General features: G+C 43.7%; 24 protein-coding genes and 1 tRNA gene. 13 read left to right on the forward strand and 12 right to left on the reverse strand.

The genetic code is table 11. From position 1 onward, the window contains the following. Positions 1–53 precede the first annotated feature (53 nt). Complete coding sequence (gene htpX, locus FTU42_RS03735) at positions 54–959, forward strand: protease HtpX (RefSeq protein ID WP_005097694.1); 906 nt, start codon at positions 54–56, stop codon at positions 957–959. 82 nt (positions 960–1,041) lie between these two features. Here htpX and FTU42_RS03740 read toward each other — a convergent pair whose 3' ends face one another. From FTU42_RS03740 to FTU42_RS03755, 4 genes are all read right to left on the reverse strand, one after another. After that, entirely contained in the window at positions 1,042–1,623 is a 582-nt protein-coding gene (locus FTU42_RS03740; RefSeq protein WP_180083051.1) for a DUF4112 domain-containing protein, read from the reverse strand. 74 nt (positions 1,624–1,697) lie between these two features. Next, positions 1,698–3,038, reverse strand: a complete 1,341-nt coding sequence (gene mgtE / locus FTU42_RS03745; protein ID WP_180083052.1) for a magnesium transporter — start codon at positions 3,036–3,038, stop codon at positions 1,698–1,700. 133 nt (positions 3,039–3,171) lie between these two features. Next, on the reverse strand, positions 3,172–6,273 hold the full coding sequence (locus FTU42_RS03750) for a multidrug efflux RND transporter permease subunit (protein ID WP_180083053.1): 3,102 nt from the start codon (positions 6,271–6,273) through the stop codon (positions 3,172–3,174). Between the two features lie 258 nt (positions 6,274–6,531). Then, positions 6,532–8,133, reverse strand: a complete 1,602-nt coding sequence (locus tag FTU42_RS03755; RefSeq protein ID WP_005169883.1) for an isocitrate lyase — start codon at positions 8,131–8,133, stop codon at positions 6,532–6,534. A 661-nt stretch (positions 8,134–8,794) separates the two neighbouring features. On the opposite strand from FTU42_RS03755, the gene FTU42_RS03760 reads away from it, so the two are divergent. From FTU42_RS03760 to FTU42_RS03770, 3 genes are all read left to right on the forward strand, one after another. Beyond that, a complete protein-coding gene (locus FTU42_RS03760; RefSeq protein WP_005097703.1) occupies positions 8,795–9,784 on the forward strand; it encodes a LysR family transcriptional regulator in 990 nt (329 codons plus the stop codon). 127 nt (positions 9,785–9,911) lie between these two features. Beyond that, positions 9,912–11,234 carry a hemolysin family protein gene (locus FTU42_RS03765; protein ID WP_005097704.1) on the forward strand — a complete coding sequence of 441 codons (1,323 nt, stop codon included), beginning with the start codon at positions 9,912–9,914 and terminating at the stop codon, positions 11,232–11,234. A gap of 46 nt (positions 11,235–11,280) precedes the next feature. Then, positions 11,281–11,562: a hypothetical protein gene (locus FTU42_RS03770; RefSeq protein ID WP_005097706.1), complete on the forward strand. Its 282-nt coding sequence runs from the start codon at positions 11,281–11,283 to the stop codon at positions 11,560–11,562. Positions 11,563–11,614: 52 nt separating this feature from the next. On the opposite strand, the gene FTU42_RS03775 is transcribed toward FTU42_RS03770, so the two are convergent. After that, the gene (locus FTU42_RS03775; RefSeq protein WP_074383395.1) at positions 11,615–12,121 is read right to left on the reverse strand and encodes a hypothetical protein; all 507 of its coding nucleotides are present in this window, start codon (positions 12,119–12,121) and stop codon (positions 11,615–11,617) included. Positions 12,122–12,295: 174 nt separating this feature from the next. Here FTU42_RS03775 and FTU42_RS03780 point away from each other — a divergent pair, with 174 nt between their 5' ends. The 3 genes from FTU42_RS03780 (at position 12,296) to FTU42_RS03790 (ending at position 14,054) form a co-directional block, all read left to right on the forward strand. Further along, entirely contained in the window at positions 12,296–13,024 is a 729-nt protein-coding gene (locus FTU42_RS03780; RefSeq protein WP_180083054.1) for a hypothetical protein, read from the forward strand. A 169-nt stretch (positions 13,025–13,193) separates the two neighbouring features. After that, positions 13,194–13,279 (forward strand) — tRNA-Leu (locus FTU42_RS03785). Positions 13,280–13,370: 91 nt separating this feature from the next. Beyond that, positions 13,371–14,054, forward strand: coding sequence for a hypothetical protein (locus tag FTU42_RS03790; protein ID WP_180071806.1), 684 nt, complete (start codon positions 13,371–13,373; stop codon positions 14,052–14,054). A 32-nt stretch (positions 14,055–14,086) separates the two neighbouring features. On the opposite strand, the gene FTU42_RS03795 is transcribed toward FTU42_RS03790, so the two are convergent. The 4 genes from FTU42_RS03795 to rlmE all read right to left on the reverse strand — a co-directional run bounded on the left by FTU42_RS03795 (position 14,087) and on the right by rlmE (position 18,203). Beyond that, positions 14,087–14,401, reverse strand: coding sequence for a DUF5713 family protein (locus FTU42_RS03795; protein ID WP_005169878.1), 315 nt, complete (start codon positions 14,399–14,401; stop codon positions 14,087–14,089). Positions 14,402–14,509: 108 nt separating this feature from the next. Then, positions 14,510–15,361, reverse strand: coding sequence for a dihydropteroate synthase (gene folP / locus FTU42_RS03800; protein WP_180083055.1), 852 nt, complete (start codon positions 15,359–15,361; stop codon positions 14,510–14,512). Between the two features lie 169 nt (positions 15,362–15,530). Continuing rightward, entirely contained in the window at positions 15,531–17,420 is a 1,890-nt protein-coding gene (ftsH, locus tag FTU42_RS03805) for an ATP-dependent zinc metalloprotease FtsH (protein WP_100355633.1), read from the reverse strand. Positions 17,421–17,552: 132 nt separating this feature from the next. Then, positions 17,553–18,203 carry a 23S rRNA (uridine(2552)-2'-O)-methyltransferase RlmE gene (gene rlmE / locus FTU42_RS03810; protein ID WP_005097715.1) on the reverse strand — a complete coding sequence of 217 codons (651 nt, stop codon included), beginning with the start codon at positions 18,201–18,203 and terminating at the stop codon, positions 17,553–17,555. 197 nt (positions 18,204–18,400) lie between these two features. On the opposite strand from rlmE, the gene yhbY reads away from it, so the two are divergent. Both yhbY and FTU42_RS03820 read left to right on the forward strand, forming a co-directional pair. Continuing rightward, positions 18,401–18,724 (forward strand): ribosome assembly RNA-binding protein YhbY, encoded by a 324-nt coding sequence (gene yhbY / locus FTU42_RS03815; RefSeq protein ID WP_005097716.1) that lies wholly within the window; start codon positions 18,401–18,403, stop codon positions 18,722–18,724. A gap of 11 nt (positions 18,725–18,735) precedes the next feature. After that, positions 18,736–19,275 (forward strand): DOMON-like domain-containing protein, encoded by a 540-nt coding sequence (locus FTU42_RS03820; protein WP_005169863.1) that lies wholly within the window; start codon positions 18,736–18,738, stop codon positions 19,273–19,275. Positions 19,276–19,430: 155 nt separating this feature from the next. Here the strand turns inward: FTU42_RS03820 and FTU42_RS03825 are convergent, their stop codons facing one another. Beyond that, the gene (locus FTU42_RS03825) at positions 19,431–19,655 is read right to left on the reverse strand and encodes a hypothetical protein (protein ID WP_005169862.1); all 225 of its coding nucleotides are present in this window, start codon (positions 19,653–19,655) and stop codon (positions 19,431–19,433) included. A gap of 101 nt (positions 19,656–19,756) precedes the next feature. Then, entirely contained in the window at positions 19,757–20,245 is a 489-nt protein-coding gene (locus FTU42_RS03830) for a hypothetical protein (protein WP_005097720.1), read from the reverse strand. A gap of 308 nt (positions 20,246–20,553) precedes the next feature. On the opposite strand from FTU42_RS03830, the gene carA reads away from it, so the two are divergent. From carA to greA, 3 genes are all read left to right on the forward strand, one after another. Further along, positions 20,554–21,693, forward strand: coding sequence for a glutamine-hydrolyzing carbamoyl-phosphate synthase small subunit (gene carA, locus FTU42_RS03835; protein ID WP_005097721.1), 1,140 nt, complete (start codon positions 20,554–20,556; stop codon positions 21,691–21,693). Between the two features lie 13 nt (positions 21,694–21,706). After that, positions 21,707–24,937, forward strand: coding sequence for a carbamoyl-phosphate synthase large subunit (gene carB / locus FTU42_RS03840; RefSeq protein ID WP_005097722.1), 3,231 nt, complete (start codon positions 21,707–21,709; stop codon positions 24,935–24,937). A gap of 92 nt (positions 24,938–25,029) precedes the next feature. After that, positions 25,030–25,506 carry a transcription elongation factor GreA gene (gene greA, locus FTU42_RS03845; RefSeq protein WP_180075255.1) on the forward strand — a complete coding sequence of 159 codons (477 nt, stop codon included), beginning with the start codon at positions 25,030–25,032 and terminating at the stop codon, positions 25,504–25,506. An 83-nt stretch (positions 25,507–25,589) separates the two neighbouring features. On the opposite strand, the gene FTU42_RS03850 is transcribed toward greA, so the two are convergent. Beyond that, positions 25,590–26,171 (reverse strand): TetR/AcrR family transcriptional regulator, encoded by a 582-nt coding sequence (locus tag FTU42_RS03850; protein ID WP_159138242.1) that lies wholly within the window; start codon positions 26,169–26,171, stop codon positions 25,590–25,592. Between the two features lie 140 nt (positions 26,172–26,311). Between FTU42_RS03850 and FTU42_RS03855 the strand changes: the two genes are divergently transcribed. Beyond that, the gene (locus FTU42_RS03855; RefSeq protein WP_005169859.1) at positions 26,312–26,716 is read left to right on the forward strand and encodes a RidA family protein; all 405 of its coding nucleotides are present in this window, start codon (positions 26,312–26,314) and stop codon (positions 26,714–26,716) included. Positions 26,717–26,734 lie beyond the last annotated feature (18 nt).

Here is a 26,734-nt window from a genome sequence, read left to right on the forward strand (position 1 = left end):
AATGATTTACATTCAATAATCAGATTATTTTTCTGTAATAAGAGGATTTCTCAATGATGCGGATTGGTTTGTTCTTGCTAACCAACCTCGCGGTACTGGTTGTAGCTGGCATTATCTTGTCACTCTTCGGTGTCGGTAGTTACCATGGCGCAGGTGGCTTGAATCTAGGCAACCTGTTGGTCATCTGTTTCGTGTTCGGTATGGTTGGCTCAATGATTTCCCTGTTCATGTCTAAATGGATGGCGAAAAAGACCACGGGTACTGAACTGATTGACCCGAATGCACCTCGTAACCAAGCTGAAGCCTGGTTGCTCCATGAAGTTGCACAACTTTCTCAGCGTGCAGGCATTAAAATGCCGGAAGTGGGTATTTTCCCATCTTATCAATCCAATGCCTTTGCCACTGGCTGGAATAAAAACGATGCTTTAGTAGCCGTATCGACTGGTCTGCTTGAGCGTATGAACAAAGACGAGCTTCGTGCAGTATTGGCGCATGAGATTGGTCACGTCGCCAATGGTGATATGGTCACTCTGGCACTGATTCAGGGTGTTGTGAACGCCTTCGTCATGTTCTTCGCACGTGTCGCGGGTGATTTTATTGACCGTAACGTTTTTGGTCGTGAAGAAGGTGAAGCACCGGGTATTGCCTATTTTGTAATTACCATCGTACTGGATATCGTATTCGGTATTCTGGCGTCGTCGATTGTGATGTGGTTCTCCCGTCAGCGTGAGTATCGTGCCGATGAAGCAGGTGCGCGCTTGGCAGGTAAACAGGCTATGATTTCAGCATTATTGCGCTTACAGGCAGAGTCTGAAATGCCAGATGCCATGCCGAAAGAAATGAAAGCATTTGCGATTTCTGCGGGTAAAGAAGAAGGCTTTAGCCTTGCTGCCTTGTTCCAGACGCATCCAAGCATCGAACAACGTGTTGCTGCACTACAACAGCTTGATTGTGCTTAAGTAATACTATTCATTGATTGAAAAAAGCCTGCACTTGCAGGCTTTTTTATTGGATTCAATTATTCATTATTTATATAGGCCTTTATGCGCTGATCCACTGATACAACGCCATTGCCCCCCACCCAATCGCAAAAATAAATAGAATCAGGAACAAGGTGCCTAAAATATCCGGGATATGAATCCAGATCCAGGCCACTACAGGATTGCGCCAAAATTCAGATTGCTGCTGTTTGCGTTCCAGGCTTTCATGCAAAAAAGGGTGTACCACATGTCGATCACTGTGAATCTGATATTCTTCGCGAATATGAACATGCACCACATCAAGCGCCTTGCGACTGGGACGAATAAAAATATCAAAAATGGTGCCTGCCACCGGAATAAATCCAACCACCGCATCCATCACCGCCAGTTTCATGACCGGATTCAGCTTGGCACTCGGCACCCCAATCTGTTTGGCCTTATGAATGGCATAACAGGTCAATACAAAACCGGCGATATCTCCAGCGACCGGAATCGTACTCAGCGCAGCATCTGCCCCTACCCCTTGCTTGGTAAATGGAATACGTACCACTGAATCCATCATGTTGGCAAACTTGGCCAGATCACGTTCCAGACGAATGACCTCTTGTTGACTCAGTTTTGTTTTTTGTCCAGGCTCAGGCATATGTGATTCCAAAAATAGGGCTGACTTTCATCAGCATAAATTATTTTGAGACCAAAGTTGTAGCAATCTGTGAATTAAAACAATAATTTGGAAGCAACAAATAGATAAATAATCACACCGGTGGCATCACAAATAGAGGTCACCAAAGGTGCAGAGGCACTGGCCGGATCCATCTTAAACTTGTTCAGAATAAAAGGCAGACTCATGCCGATCAGGCAGCCCATCAGCACAATGCCGAGCATACTGATCGCCAGAACCACAGCCACCATGATATCCCCTCGGACATAACCCAACACCGAGACAGCCAGTGCCATGGTGCCACCCAGACACAACGCCACCAAGGTTTCCCGGCTGAGCAGGCTAAACCAGTCTCTAAACTCTACATCACCGGTGGCCAAAGCACGCACCATCAAGGTCGCCGACTGCGAGCCGGCATTACCACCACTGCCCACCAGCAATGGCAGAAAAAAAACCAGAACAATATGCGCGGCAATGGTCTCTTCATAATGTGCAATGCCAATGCCGGACAATAGACTGCCAAAGACCAGAATCACCAGCCAAGATACGCGCTTCTGGTACAATGTAAAAATAGGCGCAGTTTTTAAACTTAACTCAGTTAAGGGCTCAACCGCCCCTGACTTTAAAATATCCTCGGTGGTTTCGGCTTCCATGATGTCCATGGCATCATCATAAGTGACAATTCCAAGAATTTTTTTATGCTCATCGACAATCGGCAAAGCCATAAAATCATAATAGGTTAAAGTTTTTGCAACGTCTTCTTGGTCATCCCCAATCTTGGCGTAAATCACATCTCTTTGCATGATTTCGGCAATGCTGGTTTCAGGACTGGCCTGAATCATCTGCCCTAAAGAGACTACCCCGATCAGCTGGTCCTGCTCATCAACAATATAAATCAGATATAGGGTTTCCTGATCTGCGGCCACCACACGCAACATTTGGATAGCGTCATGAATCGACAGATCCTGATGCAAAGAAACAAAACTGGAGCTCATCAGCGCACCAGCAGTCCCTTCAGGATAAATCGCCAGATCTTTTAGGGTTTGCCGACTCGCTTCGGACAATTTTGCCATGAGCTGCTGCTGCAGCTGTGGAGAACATCGTTTATAAACATCGACAAAGTTGTCCGAATCGAGCGCATTTAGAATCGCAATAATCTGTGCGACCGGTAATTGCTCAGCCAGACTGACTTGTTGGCTGAGTGGCATAAACTCGAATACCCGGCTCGGTTCTTTGAGTTCCTGAAAAATCCGGATCTGTTCTTCTAACTTCAAACCTTTTAAAATACTGGCCTGATCGGCGACATTCAGCTCATTTAATAAGCCAATCGCCATAGCATGGTTTTCAGAACGGATCTGTTGTTGAATATGCTGTATTTTTTCTGAAATTTTCGGCATAGGCAGTCCATGGTTATAAGCGCAAAGGCGTGGATTTTAGCATCATCCTCCGAACATTACCCCTGCTCTCAGTGCATCTAAATCATCACAGCCGGATTGAGTCAGGCTATTGATTGTTTTTCTGAGCGCACGATCATGAATCAACCGGTTCTTTTTTAGCCATTAAACTTCGAATCATCACATACATAAAGGGAATAAAAATTAGCACCAACACAGTTCCGAAAATTACGCCGCCGAATACACTGACTCCAATTTCCTGACGGCTTACCGCACCTGCTCCCGTGGCAAAGACCAAAGGTAAAATTCCGGCGCCAAAAGCCAAGGAAGTCATCAGGATCGGACGCAGACGCAGGGAAGCACCTTCCAATGCTGCCTCCACCACCGATTTTCCCTGTTGCTGTGCCAGCGAAGCAAATTCCACAATCAGAATGGCATTCTTACAGGACAAGCCAATGGTGGTCAGCAAGGCAATCTGAAAATAGATATCATTCGGGAAGCCAGCCAAATAACTGAAAATAATATTGCCGCCAATACCAAGAGGAATTGCTGACATCACTGCAGTAGGAATACTCCAGCTTTCATACAATGCGGCCAGACACAGGAAAATAAAACCTATCGAAATCAGATACAGCCAGATGGCCTGATTATTGGACTGTTTTTCTTCAAAGGATAAACCGCTCCAGACCACATCTACGCCGTCCTGTTCAGCAATCAGCGCCTCTACATCCTGCATGGCCTGACCGGAGCTGCTGCCTTGAGCCCGATCTGCTTCCATCTGTAGTGCGGTATAGCCCATGAAACGGTTGACCACTTCCGGACCACCACTCCAGTCCACTTGCGAGAAGTTACTAAAAGGCACCATTTGATTCTGGTCATTACGGACATGCCATTGTGCCAGATCTTCCGGCTTGGAACGAAATTCGGCATCGCCCTGCATGATCACTCGTTTAATCCGGCCGCGATCAATAAAGTCATTGATATAACTGCCACCCCAAGCGCTAGATAAGGTGCTATTAATTGCCGTTTGGGTCAGACCATTGGCCATGGCCTGTTTCTGGTCAATATTGACGCGTAGTTCGGCTTTTTCAGGATTAGAACGTTTACCCAGATTTTCAAAGCTTGCATAATTGCCAGCCTGAGCTTCCAGTGCCTGAAATTGCTGTTCCAGATACTGCCGGCCATTACCATTGATATCCCGAATCCAGAAATCCAGACCATCGGTTTGTCCCAGACCATTGACTGACGCGGGCATGGATACGTTGATTTGTGCATTAGGGTTACTTTGAAAATGCTTCAAAGCCCGTTCACGAATCGCGGGTGCGGTATTGTCCTGACCGGCACGTTCATTCCAGTGTTTTAATGCCACAAAACCGGTGGCCAGATTCTGGCCAGTTCCCGAGAAATTGCGGCCATAACGAATCATCACCAGACTGACATTGGCCTGTTCCTGATCCAGAAAATATTTACGAACCTCTTCTCCGACCTGAATGGTATTTTTCATCGGAGCACCTTCCTGCACTTTGATTTGCAGGCTTAAAATCCCCTGATCTTCACTCGGCAAAAAACTGGTTGGCAAAGCACGGTAAAACAGTGCAAAGACACAGATCAAGCCGGCAAAAAGCAGTAAACAAATGACCTGATGCTGAATCGTGACTTTGGAAAGATGCAGATAACGATGCTTTAAATGATCCAGCTTCTGGTTAAACCATGCCGCCCATTTTGCCGGTTTCGGATTCGGTTTCAGAATGAGCGCACACAGTGCTGGGGTTAGAATCAAGGCCACCAATAAGGATAAGGACATGGCCGCAACCAAAGTGATGGAGAACTGTCGGTAGATCACCCCGGTAGAACCGCCAAAGAACGCCATCGGAATAAAGACTGCGGTTAGAACTAAGGTAATTCCGACCAATGCCCCACTAATTTCCTGCATGGACTCTAACGCCGCCTCTTTGGCAGACAAATGCTGTTCATGCATCAGCCGTTCCACGTTTTCTACCACCACAATCGCATCATCAACCAATAGTCCAATAGCCAGAACCAAAGCGAATAAGGTTAAGGTATTGATACTCATGCCCAGTGCATAAAGCACCGCCATGGTTCCCAAAATCACCACCGGCACCGTTACGGTAGGAATCAAGGTGGCACGCCAGTTCTGCAAGAAAATGAACATCACCATGATAACCAGAATGATCGCTTCGATCAGGGTTTTGACCACCTCTTTAATCGACTCTTGTACAAAGGGCGTATTGTCTCGTGGATAGGCAATTTTATAGCCTTCGGGCAATTGCTGGGAAATACGGGCAACTTCAGCTTTAATCAAGTTTGAGGTGGCAATGGCATTGGCACCTGAGGCCAGAGAAATCCCAAGACCTGCCGAAGGATAACCATTATTGGTGCTATAAGACTGATAACTTTCAGCACCAAGTTCGACCCGTGCAATATCTTTTAAATAAATAAAACTACCGGCACGATCCGATTTGACAATAATATTCTGGAATTCTTCAACGGTTTTTAGACGGGAACCCGAGGTGACTTTAGCATTCAGGTATTGTTCATCCACTGCCGGCAAATCCCCAATCGCGCCCGCAGCCACCTGAGTATTCTGAGCTTCAATGGCGGCACGAACATCGCTTGGCATCAGCTTATACTGTTTGAGTTTTCCTGGATCCAGCCAGATCCGCATCGCATATTGAGAACCAAAAACATCAACTTCACCAATACCTTCAATCCGGGAAATGTCCTGCTCCAGATGTGTCATCAAGTAATCAGAAAGTTCAATATTGTTACTGCGACCGGACTCATCATACAGGCTGATTACCATATGGGTATCGCCGAGAGATTTAAACACGTTAACGCCCTGGCGTTGGACATCTTCCGGTAAACGGTTCAATACCCCATTAATCGCATTTTGTACCTGAACCTGTGCTGTATCGGGGTCGGTACCATTTTCAAAGCTGATGCTGACCCGGCTGCGCCCTGAAGAATCACTATTCGAACTAAAATACAGTAAATGGTCAATCCCTTTAATCTGCTGCTCCAGCACCTGGGTCACGCTTTCTTCCACAGTTTCCGCAGAAGCGCCACTATAGGTTGCTGCCACCGTTATCCGTGGCGGGGCAATGTCCGGATAACGTTCCACTGGCAGGTTCATCACTGCGAACAGGCCAATCGCCATCACGACAATCGCCAATACCCCAGCAAAGATCGGGCGGTGGATAAAAAATTTAGACAGCATAAGTCCGAGTCACTTTTTAATTAAAGAGGGATGAATTTAGACCAAATACGAGCAAGCTATATCTAAATATTCAGTGACATAGCAGTAGAATGCAAGAATTAAACACATAATAACTGTGATAAAAACCAATCATGGAGAAATTATGGATGATCTCACTTGAATACTTTCTTGAGGTTGCCATTTCCTATTTATTAATAGCATTTTTCCAAATAAAAAACCCTGCAGATGCAGGGTTTTTTGGTGAATCAATTCAGCAGATTAAGCACTGAACTGGTTCATTGTGTTTTTAGCGTCATCACCAGCTTTCAATGCATTGTCACCAGCGAAGATTTCTTTGTGGTCATCACCGATGTCAGAACCAGCCATTGCCTGGTGTTTAACACATGCGATACCGCCGCGGATTTCTTTACGTTGTACGCCAGCAACATAAGCCAACATGCCTTCAGAACCGAAGTAACCTTGAGCAAGTTCATGCGTAGAAAGTGCAGCTGTGTGGTAAGTCGGAAGTGTGATCAAGTGATGGAACACACCCGCTTCACGCGCAGCATCTGCTTGGAAGGTACGAACTTTTTCGTCAGCTTCAGCAGCCAGTTCAGTTGCATCGTACTCAGCGCTCATTAACTTAGCACGGTCGTAAGCAGAAACGTCTTTACCTTCAGCAACCCAACGGTCATACGCTTGTTGACGGAAGTTAAGCGTCCAGTTGAATGAAGGTGAGTTGTTGTATACAAGTTTCGCATTTGGAACTGTTTCTTTCACACGGTTTACCATGTGAGCGATTTCAGCAACGTTTGGTGTCGCAGTTTCGATCCAAAGAAGATCCGCACCATTTTGCAAGCTGGTTACACAGTCAAGTACAACGCGGTCAATTTGCGTGCCTTCACGGAACTGGTACAAGCCAGAAGCAAGACGTTTAGGACGGTGAAGTTTGCCATCACGTTTGATCAGGATTTCATCTTCTTGTGCATCAGCGATATCAATTTCAGATGTTTCCAAGTAGCTGATATATTGAGAAGCGATGTCGCCTGGCTCTTTAACCACTGGGATTTTTTGAGTCAGGTCAGCACCTTCAGAGTCAGTACGTGCAACGATGATACCGTCGTCAAGACCCATTTCAAGGAATGCATAGCGAAGTGCGTGGATTTTCGCGATGAAGTCTTCGTGTGGCACAGTTACTTTACCAGCTTGGTGACCACATTGTTTCGCGTCAGACACCTGGTTTTCGATTTGTAGTGCACATGCACCCGCTTCGATCATTTTCTTAGCTAAAAGATAAGTCGCTTCTTCGTTACCGAAACCCGCATCAATGTCCGCAATAATTGGCACAACGTGAGTTTGGAAATTGTCGATTTGTGAAGTCAATTCAGCTGCTTTAGCAGTGTCGCCTGCTTCTTGTGCTTTTTTAAGTGCACGGAACAAGTCGTTCAATTCTTTCGCGTCAGCTTGACGTAAGAATGTGTAGATTTCTTCGATCAATGCAGGAACAGAAGTTTTTTCGTGCATAGATTGGTCAGGAAGTGGACCAAATTCTGAACGAAGTGCTGCAACCATCCAACCAGAAAGGTAAATGTAGCGACGTTCAGTCGTACCGAAGTATTTTTTGTTCGCAATCATTTTTTGTTGTGCGATGAAACCATGCCAGCAACCTAATGATTGAGTGTATTTGCTAGAGTCTGCATCATAAGCAGCCATATCACGACGCATAATTGCCGCGGTATATTTCGCAATGTCTAAACCAGTTTTGAAACGGTTTTGGATTTGCATACGCGCAGCATCTTCAGGACTGATGTCTGCCCAAGTGTTACCGAATTTCGCTTTCAATTCGCGGATTGCATCAATCGCTGTTTGGTATGTAGTCATGATATTTTCCTGTAATAATATTAGGATTTTTCTGCAACGAACCGTTCAAATCACACCCTCAGTAACTTGTTTAGATTTTCGCCGGTCCGTTGGGATAGCTAAAGATTAGTGGGCTTATGAAAATTAATCCAATAGTCTGCAAGAATCTTCAGTATTTATTTAAAAAATGAGTAGATGAAAGTCTTAGTATAATCCTGTGATGTTAAAATAAGATATTGTTTTATTTTATATTTTACTAAAATAAAATTGATCGTTTTTCCTTCAGACTGCTTAAAAATACTTCATTAGACTTAAGTCTGGGCTTGGCTCAAATCCACTTTTATTAAAAAATAATCATGATTTTGAATTATTTCTTAGGCTGAAGCATTTATCAAGATAGCATACTTTTCACGCAATTATTCACGCAATTACAGCTGTATTTTTAAAGTTTAAAGCTTGGCTATGGAGCTGTTGATCTGCATACATAAAAATACTGAATCTTTGCTTAGCCCGTGCTTCTACTCAGTCGAATAAAATCGTTAATCATTCAGCTTAAACCTGCATAAATTCCCTAGATTTTATCTGCATTCTCATGGCTTTTTTTCATCGGCGCTTTACACAAAGCCCGGCAGTTATGGCATAATCAGCATAATTTCTTGTATTTATTCTCGGTATTTCTTTTATGAATCTGGAGCGGGTCGATCTCAATCTATTAATTTATCTTGATGTACTTCTTCGCGAAAAAAATGTCACCCGTGCAGCCGAACAATTGGGCGTTACCCAGCCTGCCATGAGTAATATTTTACGCCGATTACGCAATTTATTTAATGATCCTCTCCTGATCCGTTCTTCTGAAGGCATGACACCAACAGAACGTGCACTTGAGTTACAGCCACGTATCCGCGATGCGCTGGCTGACTTGTCCATGATTCTGGAACCGCGTACCGAGTTCCGTCCTTATACGTCAAATCGTGTCTTCCGGATTATGACCTCGGATTATGCCGAAGCGACACTGGTTCCTCGGCTGGTCAAAGCCTTACGTTCAGAAGCACCGAACGTGGTCTTGGACTTTCTAACCCCGAGTGATGTGTCTTATCGTGACATGGAACAAGGCAAAGTTGATCTGGCGATTAACCGTTTTAATGAAATACCGCAAAGTTTTCATCAGGTTCTGGTCTGGCGTGACAGTTTTTCCTGTTTATTAAACAATAAACACCCGGCTGCAACCAACCTGAACTTAAAAAGCTATCTGGATGCACAGCATATCTGGGTCTCTAAAACCGGTATGGGTGTAGGCTTTGGGGTCAACCCGGAGAAACAGGCCGGTTTAGGCTGGATCGATCAGGCTTTGGAACGTATTGGCCAGAAACGTAAAATCTCGGTCTTTACCCGTCATTATCAAATGCCAGGTTTATTGGCCTCCAATGTCGATCTGGTGGCAACCCTGCCTTCACGGATCGCACGCCTGCAAGCCAAGAATCATAATTTAATTCTGAAAGATCCACCATTTTATATTCCCGAATTTGAACTCAAAATGGCATGGTGCCCTCTATTGCATCATCACCCTGCACATCGCTGGTTACGTCAGCTGATTTTGTATGTTGCGCGTCAAATGATTGAGGAAGAAAATCGTGAATTCCTGAGCAATAATTCTCAATTTTCACACTATTAAACTCAAATTCTTCTAAATTCTTATTTTTTAAGATTATACTTTGAAGGCTTGAGAGGTAGTTTTTACACCTCAAGCCTTTTTTTGTGTTAAAAATATCCCAAGATACTATTCATCCACAGGTGGATTTGTGAGCCTCTTACAAAATATCGTGATTATCTTAATACTCATCGCGGGGGCCGGTTTTTTATCTTTAACAGAAATCGCCCTCGCAGGTGCCCGTAAAGTCAAACTGAAAATTCTGGCTGAATCGGGTGAACATCGCGCTCAAAAAGTTTTAGATCTACAAGAAAATTCTGCTGACTTCTTTGCAGCCTCTCAAATCGGTTTAAATGCAGTCGCCATTCTTGGCGGTATTTTAGGTGAAGGAGCCTTCCGTCCTTATATTTTTAATTTTGTTTCCCGCTTTTACCAGGGTCCTTGGGCTGAAAATATTAGCTTTGCACTTTCCTTTACTGTCGTCACTTCTTTATTTATTCTATTTGCAGACTTGATGCCGAAACGTCTGGCCATGATTGCGCCAGAAAAGATCGCAGTCTCGGTCATTGAACCCATTCAGATTTTCATTAAAGTCTGTAAGCCTTTGGCCTGGCTCATTAATGTTATTGCCAACATGCTGTTCCGTCTGTTTAAAGTAAATACCATTCGTGATGATAATATTACCTTTGATGATATTTCCGCAGTGATGGATGCAGGTGCACAGGCTGGCGTACTGCAAAAACAGGAACATCATTTCATTGAAAATGTATTCGAGCTGGAAGAGCGTAATGTACCTTCGAGTATGACTACCCGTGAGAATGTGGTGTTCTTTACCCTAAATGAACCAGAAGAAAGTATTCGGCAAAAGCTGGCGGAATATCCCTATTCCAAGTTTCTGGTGTGTAGCAATGACATCGACAGTGTGATTGGTTATGTCGATGCCAAAGATATTCTGGTGCGGATTCTGAATAACCAGTCGCTGCTACAGTTAAATGAAAATACCATCCGTAATGTCCTGACCATTCCGGATACTTTAACTTTATCGGAAGTTCTGGACCGTTTTCGCTCGACCAAGGAAAAATTTGCCGTCGTCATTAATGAATATGCGCTGGTAGTTGGGGTGATTACCCTCTCCGACATTATGATTACCGTGATGGGCGACTGGGTGACACCAATTGAAGCCGATCAGCAAATTATTAAGCGTGACAATAATTCCTGGTTGATTGAAGGCAGCACGCCAATTGAAGACATGAAACATGCGCTTGAAATCGACTCAATGCCAGATGAGGAAAATTACGAAACACTGGCTGGTTTTATGATGTTCAAGCTGCGTAAAATTCCGCGTCCTGCCGATACCGTCATTCATGCCGGTTATAAATTTGAAGTCGTCGATGTCGATCATTTCAAGATTGATCAGTTGCTGGTGACTCGGATCATTGAAATCAATCCATTAATTCAGGAAGAATCAGAATAATCTGATTCTTCTTCTATTTTAAAATAAAAATCATAAGGATAGAGTGATGTCCATTTCTGCGCTATTGGCTTGTTTTAGTTTTTATTCAGGACTGTATTTAATCTATTTCTTTTTTGCTCAACAACAAAATCCGCTGTTTTTGTTTTTAGCGATCATTTTATTGATTTTTGCTTGCATCATTACCCCTTATGGTTACCAGCGTCACCGTGGCCATTATGACCGAACCATGAGTTGGGGACAGTATTTAGCCATACCTTTGATTTTATGGGGACGACTATTTATCGTTCCTATCAGTTTTATTTTAAGTTTGTTTTATTCAAACCAGTAAATTCAATCATAAAAAAGCACCTAACGGTGCTTTTTTACATCTATTGAGGTGCTTAGATCTTTGTTAACAATGCATCTAAAACAGCTTGATAGTGAATCTGGATATCATCTTCTAGAATCTTGTAAGCATTGTCGAACTGCACCATAGGCCAGCCTTCTTTCCAGAATGGGAAAATATTATGCAGGTCATGGGTAACAATCGCGTCTTCACGCACAATTGCTTGGGCAATTTGTGACAGTACCTGTGCAGTTTCAGCACCATCAATCGCCATATAATCAATTCCGCGCGCTTTTAAAATACGGACGCGGTCTTTTTTATAACGGATTTTTTTGATTTGTGCCGTATTCAGGCCCAAAGCCAAAGATACCGCTTCGACAAATTTGTCTTCAAATGACTGATTCAATGCCACTAACGCTTCTTTATGCGCTTCCTGACGACCAGCTTTACCACCCTGACGAATCACTTCTTTCGCCTCAGTATTTAGTTCATCCTTTTTCATGCTTTGCAGGATGTCTAAAATTTCGATGTCGCTTAACGCCTCAGGAGATTGATCAGTCATAAACTGTCCTTAAAAAAATAAATCTTGAATCGGCTATTTTCGCATAATTCGTGGCTAAAAAACTAAAATCTTCGTGATTAAAGCAATGATAAGCGCTGAAAATGGATTTGTCCTGTGATTCTGCGTCAAATCGACTATAGTGCCTGTGTCTATTTCTGAATCAATCTCTGGATGATGCCCACTACCCAAGTGACTTTGTTGCTGCAGCAACTTCAACAACAGTATCCGACTGCATTTAAAGGCAATTACCTGTTCTATAGCCAGATCAAAATCCGTGGGATCTGGGATAAAGCCAAGCTTTTGATTCCCTGGGTCTTGGCGGCCATGATTTTTATTCCCGTCAGTTTGATGTTCGGTGACGTCATAAAGCAATCTTTTGTGCAAGTGAGCGAATTTCAGGCGCAAAGTTATGCCATTTTGGCGATACTGTTGTTCCTGATGTTGAGTCTCACCTTAATTCTGCAACAGGTTCAGCATTCTTCTTATTCGCTATATCAGTTATTACGCCATACCCCAATCAAGATGGCTGTGGTGATTATACTACAAACCTTAAATCTGTTTTTTGTACAAAGTAGCCTGCTGATGTGGAGTTTATTCTTTTTTGGAGTGAGCTTTGGCTTTATCCGTTTTTATCGGGAAAACTTGTTCCGGGAAAACAGCCAAAATACTGAACATTATCAGTTGCAACAATTACGTAGAATCTGCTTCTGGGCTTATAAACAGACCTGTATGCTTCGACTAAAATTACGTTTTTGTTCAAACAATCATCCTCAGCATGCCGAACTAAAACAGCAATTAAATCACTATGCCGAATTATATACCCAGCTGCTGAAACATGAGCATCAATACTGTAAAACCATCAAACATCTGGATGTCAACAGTTATCTGGACGAGAACTCATAGTTCGCTCTATTATTTTGATTAGCCATCTTGAATATTTCTAATAAGGGGCCTGAAAAACAGATTGATCTGCTAATTTTTTAGAGAGAAGCCACGGAATTGCTTGAAAAGAAAGCAATCATTTAGAAATGTGCTTGCCAAGCTTTATTTCGTCCTCTATTATTGCGCACATGCCCGAGTGGTGAAATCGGTAGACACAGGGGATTTAAAATCCCCCGCCCACAAAGCGTGCCAGTTCGAGTCTGGCCTCGGGCACCATTTTAATCTTTATTAAAATGGTGCAATAGAAAACCCAGCATTAGGCTGGTTTTTTTGTGCCTGAATTTTATTCTTTTAGCGCGAAATCCTCATGTCAGAATTAAAATACTTCGATCTCGCCACATTACAATTACGCCATCCAGACGCTTTTTTCCTGAAGCTGCGTTATAGCCGCTTCAAATTTAATGCCCTGCAAAATCTCCAGTTTGTGATCGCGATTAATTTACTGTCTCTTTTAATCTGCGTGGCCTGTAGCATCAGCTCAGTACTTCTGGAATATTATTTTTTCAAGAATGCCACGATCGCCTTTAATGTCACCTTGATCATGTTAATGGCCCTGCTTTATCCCTATATCTGGTATGCACAATATCAGGCGCAATTCAGCTCCAAAGCCTATAGTCAGCGCTTGCAGAACTGTCTGTATCTGCAAATTCCGATTTTTCTGGTTTTATTGCTGAATCTGTATGTAGTTCATTCAGATATGCTGGTGATCATCAGCATGATCATTTTAGCGCTTTCCTCTTTTGGCGCTGTCACCTTAGAACCTTTATTTAAAAGTTCTTGTAGTGCAATTGATCAGATCAAACTGCAAAAACTGCGGCAGCTGGCCTTTTGGGCCTACCAACAGTCCAGATCCAAAACACCGCAACCGATTCAGGACCAGTCAAATCTGCAGGCTTATTACCAGAATCTTTATCAGCAATGCATGCATGAGGAGCAAAAATTACTCAGCTCGATTCGCTTTAAAAGTTTTAAAGACTATTTCTACAAATAATAAAAAACCCTGCAGTAGCAGGGTTTTATCGATCACCATTCACGATTGGTAATCAGCTCTTCCATTTCAATCTCGAACAACCCGTGCTCTTGCACCACCATCATCATGGCTTCGGCAATATAATCTGCAGCGGTATCATCCAGAGATGAATCCAGATCTTCAAACTGCGGTTTCATGGCATTAATATCAGCAACGGTCAGATGGGCAAGCTGGTAAATTTCTTGATCTGACAAAGCTGATTTAGCGACTTTTTGGGCAAAATGTTCGATGTGCTGTTTGATTTCAGCAACCAGAATATCGGGATAATACGCATCATCGAACATGGGGAGAAGTAAATCTGCAAACATTACAGGCACTCTAAAAGATGACAATTTAATCTAAGCGTGCCTATATAGCACATTGTTGCTCAAAAGCCAAACAACATTGCCAGATGCTTACTCTCCCGCCATCAATGTCTACGCCATCTGCATGGCTTGCCAGACTCTAATCGCATCCGCTGTCGCTTTCACATCATGTGCCCGTACCATACAGGCGCCCTGCTGAATACTGAGCAAATGTGCTGTTGCCGAACCCACCGCACGCGCCTGTGGTTCTGCGCCATCTAAAACAGCTCCAATAAAGCGTTTACGTGATAAGGCAGATAAAATCGGATAACCCATTTCTGTCAATTTATAAAATTCTTGAAGCAGCTTGAGATTTTGCTGAGCATTCTTGGCAAAACCAAACCCCGGATCAATCATGATATTTTCGGCTTTTACTCCTACATCCAAGGCATCCTGAACACGTTGAGATAATTCGCCAATCACCTCGGTAGTGACATCATCATATTGATCCAGATTGTTCATGGTGGTCGGCTCACCACGCATATGCATAATGATTACCGGAATATTCAATTCAGCGGCTGTTACTAAAGCATTGGGGCGGGTCAACGCACGGACGTCATTCCAGATATGCGCTCCGGCCTGAACCGCTGCACGAATCACTTCTGGTTGTGAAGTATCAATCGAGAGAATAACATCATGTTTTGCTAAGGCTTCAACCACAGGCACCACGCGGCGGATCTCTTCCTCTACGTCTACCACAGCGGCACCCGGACGGGTCGATTCCCCGCCGATATCAATTACGGTCGCACCTTCAGCCATCATCTCCAGCGCACGTGCAACTGCATCTTCTTTTTGATTATGCCGACCACCATCACTAAATGAGTCGGGGGTGACATTGAGAATTCCCATCACATGCGGCTGAGATAAGTCCAGTTTTAACTCACCAAATGTCCATACATGTGGTCGTAAAGGCATCAACTGCATGTTTCCATCCTCGTTCACAATAATTCGAATATTGTCTTATGGATAGAGCAATAAAGCAAAGCTCGATAAGACATTTGCCCATTAGTTTTGAGTTAAATATAGCATTCAGGAAATTATCATAAAAATGACTGACATAAAAAAACCACCCGAAGGTGGTTTTTTATTTAACTTAGTTGGCTGGCAATGGCGGTGGCGTCAACGGGCCATCATCTGGGGTTACATCAATCACAGGATTTTCTGCAACATAGACTTTTGGCGGTTGAGGCTCACGACCTTCCATAATGTCACGGATTTGATCACGATCAATAGTTTCCCATTCCATCAAGGCTTTCACCATCGCATGGGCAACATCTTTTTTACTTTCCAAGATATCGCGTGCGACTTTATATTGCTCATCCAGAATACGACGGATTTCACGATCGACTTCTAACTGGGTCGTTTCAGAAATACTGCGACTGCCAATACTACCCATAAACGATTGCTGTGCATCTTCTTCATAGACCATGACGCCCATTTTGTCAGACATACCGTATTTGGTCACCATCGCACGTGCCATTTTAGTTGCACGTTCGAAGTCGTTTGAAGCACCCGTCGACATTTGGTTAATGAAGACCTCTTCCGCAATACGACCACCAAACAAAATAGAAAGTTCATTCAACATTTTGTCTTTATAATGGCTGGTTTGGTCAAATTCAGGTAGCTGCCAGGTCACGCCCAATGCCCAGCCACGCGGCATAATGGTGACTTTATGCACCGGGTCTGTACCCGGCAAACTTTCAGCAACAATCGCATGGCCTGCTTCATGATAAGCCGTCGCGCGACGCTCTTCATCACGCAGCACCATCGACTTACGCTCAGGACCCATATACAGTTTGTCTTTTGCATCTTCGAAGTCATGCATATCGACAGTATTCTTGTTACGGCGTGCAGCGAATAAAGCCGCTTCATTCACCAGGTTTGCCAATTGCGCACCCGAGAAGCCCGGTGTACCACGTGCAAGAACCTTAACATCCACACCTGTCACTGAAGGCAATTTCTTCAAATGCACATTCAGGATTTGTTCACGACCCTTAATGTCTGGCAAGCCAACCACAACCTGACGGTCAAAACGACCCGGACGAAGTAAAGCTTTATCCAGTACATCGGCACGGTTCGTCGCAGCAATTACGATAATACCTTCATTACCTTCAAAGCCGTCCATTTCCACCAGCATCTGGTTCAGCGTCTGCTCACGTTCGTCGTGACCACCGCCTGTACCTGAACCACGATGACGACCGACTGCATCAATCTCATCAATAAAGATGATACATGGCGCATGACGTTTTGCCTGTTCGAACATGTCACGAACACGGGATGCACCGACACCGACAAACATCTCAACGAAGTCAGAACCTGAAATACTAAAGAATGGCACTTTAGCTTCACCGGCAATGGCTTTGGCTAGTAGAGTTTTACCTGTACCTGGAGGACCGACCATCAAAACACCACGTGGAATACTTGCACCGAGACGTTTAAATTTGGTTGGATCTTTCAGGAAGTCGACAATTTCAACCACTTCTTGCTTGGCTTCATCACAACCGGCAACATCGACGAAAGTGACTTTAATCTGGTCTTCAGACAACATTTTGGCTTTAGACTTACCAAAACTCATTGGGCCGTTTTTACCACCTGCACCGCCACCCATGTTGCGCATAAAGAACATGAATAACAAAATGATTAAAAGCACAGGGAAACTTGCAATAAGCAACTGCATGAGCAAGCCTTGACGTTGTGGTGCTTCACCTTCGACCACAACATTATTTTTAATGAGGCTTGGCATCAGCTCAGGATCCTGAACTGCCGGACGAATACTTTCAAACTCTGAACCGTTTGATTTTTCGCCACGAATTCTTTCGCCGTCAATAACAACTTGTTTAATTTGGCCAGCATTGACCGCGGCAACAAACTCTGAGTAGTTCATTGTAGTCGGTTGATTGCGGTCACTGACGTTGCTGAAGATTAACACCAGCACACCCAGTATTACGAGCCACAATACGGCATTCTTAAAAAGATCGCTCAAAGCTTTATTCCCATTCCAATCTAATTTGATCATGCCCTGTTCAGGGTGACCTTAATACTTAAGCTGTAAATTAACTTACAATTATCTGAAAACGTACAAAATGCACAATTTTTAACGACTTGGCAAGTAGACTTATTTTAAAGCCTTCTTGCGTCCCTGCCCGATCAGGAAAACTTCTTTAGAGCGAGCACGTGATGCCAAGGGTTTAGATGTTTTCAGAATATCAAAACTATCAACCACTTGCTTACGGAATTCATCAAAACCTGAGCCTTGGAAAACTTTTACCACAAATTGACCTTTGGGGCCTAGCACCTTATTGGCAAAATCCAGTGCAAGTTCACACAAGTAAATCTGACGCGGTTGATCTACAGCCTTATTACCTGATGTATTGGGGGCCATATCTGAAATTACAACGTCTACAGTACGACCATCTAAAATTTCTAGCAGTTTTTGGAAAACTTCTTCTTCACGGAAGTCACCTTGCAGAAAAGTGACATCTGGTAAAGCATCCATTGGTAAAATATCAGATGCAATCAATAAACCCTTATCGCCAACAAGTTTACCGGCAATCTGTGACCAGCTGCCTGGCGCTGCGCCCAGGTCGACCACAGTCATACCAGGTTTAATGATTTTATACTTTTCTTGCATTTCTAAGAGCTTATATGCTGCACGCGCACGATAGCCTTCCTTTTGTGCCTTTTTCACATAAGGATCGTCTAAATGCTCTCTCATCCAATCACGACTACTTTTAGATAACTTTTGGTTGGTAATGCGTGTAGCCATAACTCTCTAAATAAAAAAATGTCTCATTATATTAATTGTACGTGAAAAAGACTTATTTTGCAGTATACATGTGTATCTAAATCTAAGGCTTTTGCTCTCTCCGTGGACAGATTGAATATGATTATTTCCTGATAATTTACAGCGTTTATTTTTTGCTTTTGCTATACTAAGCCGTTTTAAAATTCAGGTTATCTCTCATGGCGGCTTTATCTATTCAGGAACGTAAGCGTTTACGTCAAATCGGACATACACTTAACCCAGTCGTGATGCTAGGTGACAAAGGTCTGACGGAAAATGTCATCGAAGAATTAGCGCGTGCTTTAAACGATCACGAACTGATTAAAGTTAAAATTGTCGCTGAAGATCGTGAAGCGCGTGCAGCGCTGATTGCTGAAATTTCAGAAGCGACTGGTGCTGAAGTGGTTCAAACTATTGGTAAAATTGCACTTCTTTATAAGAAAGCGGCAAAACAGAACCAAAAATTGTCCAATCTTGTTCGTTTCGCTCATTTGTCTAACTAAGTACAGGACTTATGGCAAGTTACGAACTTAGCGCATTTGATCGCCGTTTTCAGGCCATCTCTCTGGTTGCTGCCATTGAACAGCAAGGTCCATGTAGTTTAAATGTGGGCTTCTGGATCCGCGATCCCAATCATTACATCCTGTGGCCAGACATGGTAGCTGCACATCCCCGTCAGGATTTCTTGTGGGAACAGACCTGCTTTGAAATTTTTATTGGGGTTCAGGGTGAAGATTTTTATCGTGAGATTAATCTCTCCCCTTCTCAGGCCTGGCAGGCTTATCAATTTGAAGAATACCGCTATCCTGAAGATATGCCACCACAAGCTGCAGATGATATTGAGCTGAATCAGCTCAAACGTACCCATTATGGTCTCAATGTCAGTGTGGATCTGACCGATTTTATGGCAACACATAAACTCAAATGGGAAAACTTGTTCCTGGGGTTATCTGCTGTTTTAAAAACCTCGCAAGGTGACCAGTACTACGCGATGCAGCATAGTAGTCCTCAGGCAGATTTTCATAATAAACGTGACTGGTTGCATGTATTTTAGATCAGTCAAACCTGTATATCCTCTGTCTGAATCTGTAAAAGACTGATAAAACGTGAGACTTGAAGTCTCACGTTTTTGTTTGTCTCTAGACAAAGTAGTTAGCTTTGTATGGTTATTTTGCATTTTCTTGTTTTTGAACATCTTAGAGTAGCATTTTAATGAGGTAACTGATGCTGGCTCCGAATGGCTTTCACTGCAGCATAAAGAATAAAAGTAAAAGTGAGTACCATGAGCAGAACAGTCCCCAAAACCAGCCCCAGTACGCCCAAACATAACACAATCACACCCAGATAAAGTATGCGCCCCAAGCCGCTTTCCAGATTAAGCAGCATAATCAATATCAATAAAACAAGCACACCTACCAAATAATGCCGTGGCATCGTAACCCCTTCTGATTATTATTGTGAGTCCGTTTTGCTACATAAAGACAAAGGAGAACATGTGATTGTTCTCCTTTTAAAGAGCAGCCTTTCAACGCAGCTTAACTTTTCAGCTCAGGCTTTTTGTCTGAACTTTCTGCTTTCACTACCGGCTTGACTTTTTTCAGCACTTCAATGGTGCTGTCTTTAGAACGTTTTAAGGTATCGGTCAAATGCTCTTTATGTTTGGTCGAAATTTGACTGACATCCTCTTTCAGTTCCTTGCCCAGACTGGACAAGTCTTCGATCACTGCATTGAATTCTGTTTTGATAAAGCTCTTCAATTCAGTTAATTCTTTTTGTGAACCGAAGATCTGCTCCTTTAAAGTGTCAATTCGCTGCAACACCTCCTGCTTAAATTGGCGCAATTGTTCCTGTACGGTATCGGTCAATTGCTTGGCTTCAACTTCAAGCTTTTCTTTACTTTCTTCGATGCTTTCAAGTGCTTGATCTTTCGCCTCTACTGCTACTTTTTCAAGCTTCTCGGCAGTTTCTGCCACGACGCTCGGGCTGGCTTTTTGGGATTGGGTAGATTTTGATGCTGTAGTCATTTGTCTTGTTCCTATTTTTATATTGACTGAGCTATAGTAGTAGACTTGATAAAATTTAAGATTTGATTTGTCTGACAATTATTAATTGCTTACATTTTTTCACCCTGCTCACAAAACAGACTTCCACTCAAAAAGCAAGGCATTTATCTTATACTTTCGCTGTAAAGCCATTGGACTTCAAGCATCATTCTGCGTATAATGCCGTGTTAAGTTCAAGCGAGCAGACATAGGAGGGTAGGTTTAAAAATTAGCCTTCCTTTTTTTTCGTCTTCTCGCTTTTTTACAGCCTAAATTTCAGGAGCTTTGGTTTGAGCACCCCAGCAATTTTAGCCCTTGCCGACGGAACTATCTTTAAAGGTACTTCGATTGGCGCATCGGGTAGTACGACTGGTGAAGTCGTTTTCAACACTGCCATGACTGGCTATCAAGAAATTTTGACTGACCCGAGTTATGCACAGCAACTTGTGACACTGACTTACCCGCATATCGGTAACACAGGCTGCAATGAAGAAGACGCTGAATCAGGTCGTATTCATAAAGTTTGGGCCAACGGATTGATCATTCGTGACCTGCCTTTATTGCACAGTAACTTCCGTTCAACCCAATCATTAGCTGAATATTTGGTACAACACAATGTTGTGGCAATTGCGGATATCGACACGCGTAAATTGACACGTATCCTACGTGACAAAGGTGCGCAAAATGGTTGTATCCTTGCTGGCGAAAATATCACTGAAGCAGAAGCGCTTGAAAAAGCACGTGCCTTTAGCGGTTTAAACGGTTTAGACCTGGCAAAAGAATGTTGCGATCCTGAGGGCTTTGAGTGGACTGAAGGCTCTTGGGCATTAGGCAAAGGTTTCTCTCAACCTGAACTTAAATTCCATGTTGTTGCATACGATTACGGTGTCAAAACCAACATCTTACGTATGCTCGCAGACCGCGGTTGTAAACTGACTGTGGTGCCTGCGCAAACTCCTGCTGCTGACGTACTTGCTCTGAATCCAGATGGTGTGTTCCTGTCGAACGGCCCTGGCGATCCAGCTGCATGTGACTACGCAATTGAAGCTGTAAAAACAATTGTAGAAACCACTGAAATTCCAGTATTTGGTATCTGTCTAGGTCACCAGATCCTTGCACTTGCAAGTGGCGCCAAAACACTAAAAATGCCTCACGGTCACCACGGTGCCAACCATCCTGTGCAAAACCTTGAAAATGGTACAGTGATGATTACTTCTCAAAACCACGGCTTCGCAGTTGATGAAAGCAACCTGCCGGATGTATTGCGTGTAACGCATCGCTCACTGTTTGATGGTACTAACCAAGGTATTCATCGCACAGACAAGCCTGCGTTCAGCTTCCAGGGTCACCCTGAAGCAAGCCCTGGTCCACATGACTGCGCACCATTGTTCGATCATTTCATCGAACTTATCGAAGCATCTAAGAAGTAATTAAGGAAGCATCATGGCTAAACGTACTGACATTAAAAGCATCTTAATTATTGGTGCGGGTCCGATTGTCATCGGTCAGGCATGTGAGTTTGACTACTCAGGTGCTCAAGCATGTAAAGCCCTTCGTGAAGAAGGCTACCGCGTTATTTTGGTCAACTCGAATCCGGCGACCATCATGACCGATCCTGCAATGGCAGACGCAACGTATATCGAACCGATTACCTGGCAAACTGTTGCACAAATTATTGAGAAAGAACGCCCAGACGCAGTTCTTCCCACCATGGGCGGTCAAACTGCATTGAACTGTGCCCTTGCCCTTGATGAGCACGGCATTCTAGAAAAATACAATGTTGAATTGATCGGCGCGACCAAAGAAGCGATTGAAAAAGCTGAAGACCGCAAACTCTTCGACCAGGCAATGCGTAAAATTGGTCTTGAATGTCCAAAAGCAGATATTGCCGAGTCAATGGAAGAAGCTTTAACTATTCAAGCACGCTTCGGCTTCCCCGTGATTATCCGTCCATCATTCACGATGGGTGGCTCAGGTGGTGGTATTGCATATAACCGTGAAGAGTTCATTGAAATCTGTGAACGCGGTTTCGATCTTTCTCCGACCAAACAGTTATTGATTGATGAATCTTTAATTGGCTGGAAAGAATACGAGATGGAAGTTGTTCGTGACAAAAATGACAACTGTATCATCGTCTGTACCATTGAAAACTTTGATCCAATGGGCGTGCACACCGGTGACTCCATCACTGTTGCGCCTGCACAAACGCTGACAGATAAAGAATTCCAGTTACTTCGTAATGCATCTTTAGCTGTACTTCGTGAAATTGGCGTAGAAACAGGCGGTTCAAACGTTCAGTTCGGTATCAACCCGAAAGACGGTCGTATCGTTGTGATCGAGATGAACCCACGTGTTTCTCGTTCTTCTGCCCTTGCATCTAAAGCAACGGGTTTCCCGATTGCGAAAATCGCGGCGAAACTGGCTGTAGGTTATACCCTTGATGAGTTGAAAAATGACATCACGGGCGGTACAACACCGGCTTCATTCGAACCTGCGATTGACTACGTTGTAACGAAAATTCCTCGCTTCAACTTCGAGAAATTCCCGCAAGCAGATGCAACTTTGACGACTCAGATGAAATCTGTCGGTGAAGTCATGGCCATTGGCCGTAACTTCCAGGAGTCTATGCAAAAAGCGCTTCGTGGTCTTGAAGTCGGTGCTTCTGGCTTCGATGAAAAAATCGAAATCGGTGCTGAAGGTGCGAAAGATAAAATTCTTCAAGAACTTAAAGTGCCAGGTCCTGAGCGCATCTGGTTCATTGGTGATGCATTCCGTCACGGCTTTACACTTGATGAAGTATTTGCTGCAACCAATATCGACCCTTGGTTCCTGATTCAAATCGAAGACATCATTAAAACTGAAGAACAGATTAAATCTTTAGGTTTTGGTGATTTGAACGCGGACAACATCCGCAGCTTCAAACGTAAAGGTTTATCAGATCTTCGTATTGCAGACTTGATGGGCATTTCACAAAAACAATTCCGTAAACACCGTTGGAACCTGGGCGTAACCCCTGTTTACAAACGTGTCGATACATGTGCTGCAGAATTCGAATCTGATACAGCATACATGTACTCAACTTACGATGAAGAATGTGAAGCAAATCCATCAACGCGTGACAAGATCATGGTGATTGGTGGCGGGCCTAACCGTATTGGTCAAGGCATCGAGTTCGATTACTGCTGTGTACACGCAGCGCTTGCAATGCGTGAAGATGGTTATGAAACCATCATGGTCAACTGTAACCCTGAAACGGTTTCTACAGATTACGACACATCAGACCGTTTGTACTTCGAACCAATCACATTGGAAGATGTGCTTGAAATCGTACGCATCGAGAAGCCTAAAGGCATTATCGTGCAGTACGGTGGTCAAACACCTTTGAAATTGGCTCGTGCTTTGGAAGAAGCCGGTGCGCCAATTATCGGTACATCTCCAGACGCGATTGACCGTGCAGAAGACCGTGAACGCTTCCAGCAAATGATTCAGCGTCTGCAACTTCGTCAACCGAACAACAGCATTGTAAAATCTGCTGAAGAAGGTATGGCTGAAGCAGCGAAAGTTGGCTATCCACTCGTTGTACGTCCATCATACGTTCTTGGCGGTCGTGCCATGGAAATCGTCTATAACGATGACGAATTGAAACGCTACTTACGTGATGCAGTTCAAGCATCAAACGAAGCACCGGTTCTTCTTGACCGCTTCCTTGATGACGCGATCGAAGTTGACGTGGACTGCGTATCTGACGGCAAAGACGTTGTGATTGGCGGTATCATGCAGCACATTGAACAAGCGGGTATCCACTCTGGTGACTCAGCATGTTCGATTCCTCCTTACTCGCTTTCTCAAGAAGTACAGGACGAAATGCGCCGTCAAACTGTTGCAATGGCAAAAGAACTGGGTGTAATCGGTTTGATGAACGTTCAGTTTGCAGTAAAAGGCACTGACGTTTACATTCTGGAAGTGAACCCACGTGCATCACGTACTGTACCGTTCGTTTCTAAATGTATCGGTGAGTCTTTAGCAAAAGTTGCTGCACGTTGTATGGCAGGTCAATCTCTAGAATCTCAAGGATTCACTAAAGAGATTATTCCTCAGCACTTCTCTGTAAAAGAAGCGGTGTTCCCATTCAACAAATTCCCGGGTGTTGACCCAATCCTTGGCCCTGAGATGAAATCGACTGGCGAAGTCATGGGTGTTGGTAAATCATTTGGTGAAGCGTTCTATAAAGCTGTATTAGGCTCGAACGATCGCTTACCAGGTAAACCAACTGAAGGCGAAGTAAAACATGCGTTCCTGTCTGTTCGTGATTCAGATAAGCCGCATGTCGCGCGTATCGCTCAGCAACTGGTAGACTATGGCTTCAAGTTGCTTGCAACGGGTGGCACATACAGCGTGATTACTGAAGCGGGTATTGCATGTGAACGTGTGAATAAAGTAACCGAAGGCCGTCCTAATATCGTGGACCGCTTGAAAAATGGCGAAATTCACCTCATTATCAATACATCTGAAGGTAAACAGGCTCAGCAGGATTCGTTCTCGATCCGTCGCTCGGCACTACAAGGCAAAGTGTATTACACTACCACCTTGAACGGTGCTGATGCTGTGTGCCAAGCTTTAGCAATCAAGTTGCCAATGGATGTATATCGCTTGCAAGACCTAACTAAAGGTTAATTAAGTTTCCAAGAAGTCCCGCTGCCTTCTTGGTGGCGGGCTTTTTTTTATTTATAGATTTTATATCTTTCAACTGACTTTTGAGGGACAACATGCAACGTTATCCTATGACACCTGAAGGCAAAATTGCCTTAGAGAAAGAATTACATCAACTGAAAACAGTTGACCGCCCTCGTATCACGGCTTCGATTGCAGAAGCGCGCGAACATGGCGACTTAAAAGAAAATGCGGAATATCATGCAGCCCGTGAACAGCAAGGTTTCTGTGAAGGCCGTATTCAGGACATCGAAGGTAAACTGGGCGCTTGCCAGGTCATCGATGTAAAAGAACTGGAACAATCAGGTCGTGTGGTTTTTGGTGTGACTGTTACCATTGAAAACCTGGATACTGAAGAACAAAAAACCTATAAAATTGTAGGCGATGACGAGGCAGATTTTAAGATCAATAAAATTTCTGTGAACTCGCCGATTGCACGTGGTCTTTTGGGCAAAAACGAAGGCGATGACGTGAAAATCAATACACCAAACGGTGAAGTTGAATACGAAATTGTGAAGGTTGAATATCTTTAATATTTAAAGTTATTTAATTTAAAGCCCCTCTTTTGAGGGGTTTTTATATTTAGCTATCGAACTTCAACAGATGATCGTGGTACTTATTTCAAGAATCCTGATGCCAGTAACTTGAACGCATGTAAGGCCTCAGGGAGTACCTGTGCAGGATACTCACTCGAAGCCACCCATAATGCAGCATTCATGGCTGCACCATTTAAAAACACTGCCGCTGCTTGTGGAGATACAGGTTTCAATCGATCTGCTGCCAAGAGCTGTTCAACGCACTCACGGGTAGACTGCAAACATTTGTTTTGACTCGGCCAATGTGCCGGATCACCCAGTACGGCCGGCCCATCACGTAATACTATACGCTGAAACTCCGGATCCAAGGCATGTTCAATATAGGTCTGTCCTTCAAGCAGCAAGCCTTCCCAAAGATCCTCAGGCTGTTCCAGATGCTGCTGGGCATATGCCGCCATCTCTGAATCGATCTGATCGACTACAGCAGCAAACAGACCCTTTTTATCACCAAAATGATGATAAAGCGCACCACGGGTCAGCCCCGCTTCTGCCGTGAGCTTATCCATTGAGGTATCTGCATAGCCATATTCAGCAAATGTACGGCGTGCAACTTCAATCAGTTTTTTGCGGGTTTCCGCCATTTTTTGTTCACGAACAGACATCAATTACTTTACCTCATCATCACAAAAATTTTAATTGACATACGTATCGTATGTCAATTATGTTTAATACATACGAAGCGTATGTGAAAATTTACGGCGCTTTAAAATAATTTTTCATCTAGGTTTTAACGAGAATAGTCATGACCAGAACTGCAATATTTCCTAAAGACCGCCATGCCCTATATGAACAGCATGGTTATTCGGCTGCAATCAAATCGCAAGATCTGCTCTTTGTCTCGGGTCAGGTCGGTAGCCGTGAAGATGGCAGCCCCGAACCTGATTTTGAAAAACAGGTAGAACGTGCTTTTGAAAATTTAGCTGCGACCCTCGCAGCGGCAGGTTGTAGCTTTGATGATATTATCGATGTGACGACTTTTCACACTGACCCAGAAGTACAGTTTGAAAGTATCATGAAAGTTAAGCAGCAAGTGTTTAATCAAAAGCCTTACCCAAACTGGACGGCTGTTGGTGTGACCTGGCTAGCGGGTTTTGATTTTGAAATTAAAGTCATTGCACGTATTCCCATCCAGTCTGCTATAACTTAATCATTTGCTTTATCCCTA

It is taken from the genome of Acinetobacter sp. YH12102 (assembly GCF_013419125.1).
In the GTDB taxonomy this organism is placed as follows: Bacteria; Pseudomonadota; Gammaproteobacteria; order Pseudomonadales; family Moraxellaceae; genus Acinetobacter; species Acinetobacter pseudolwoffii.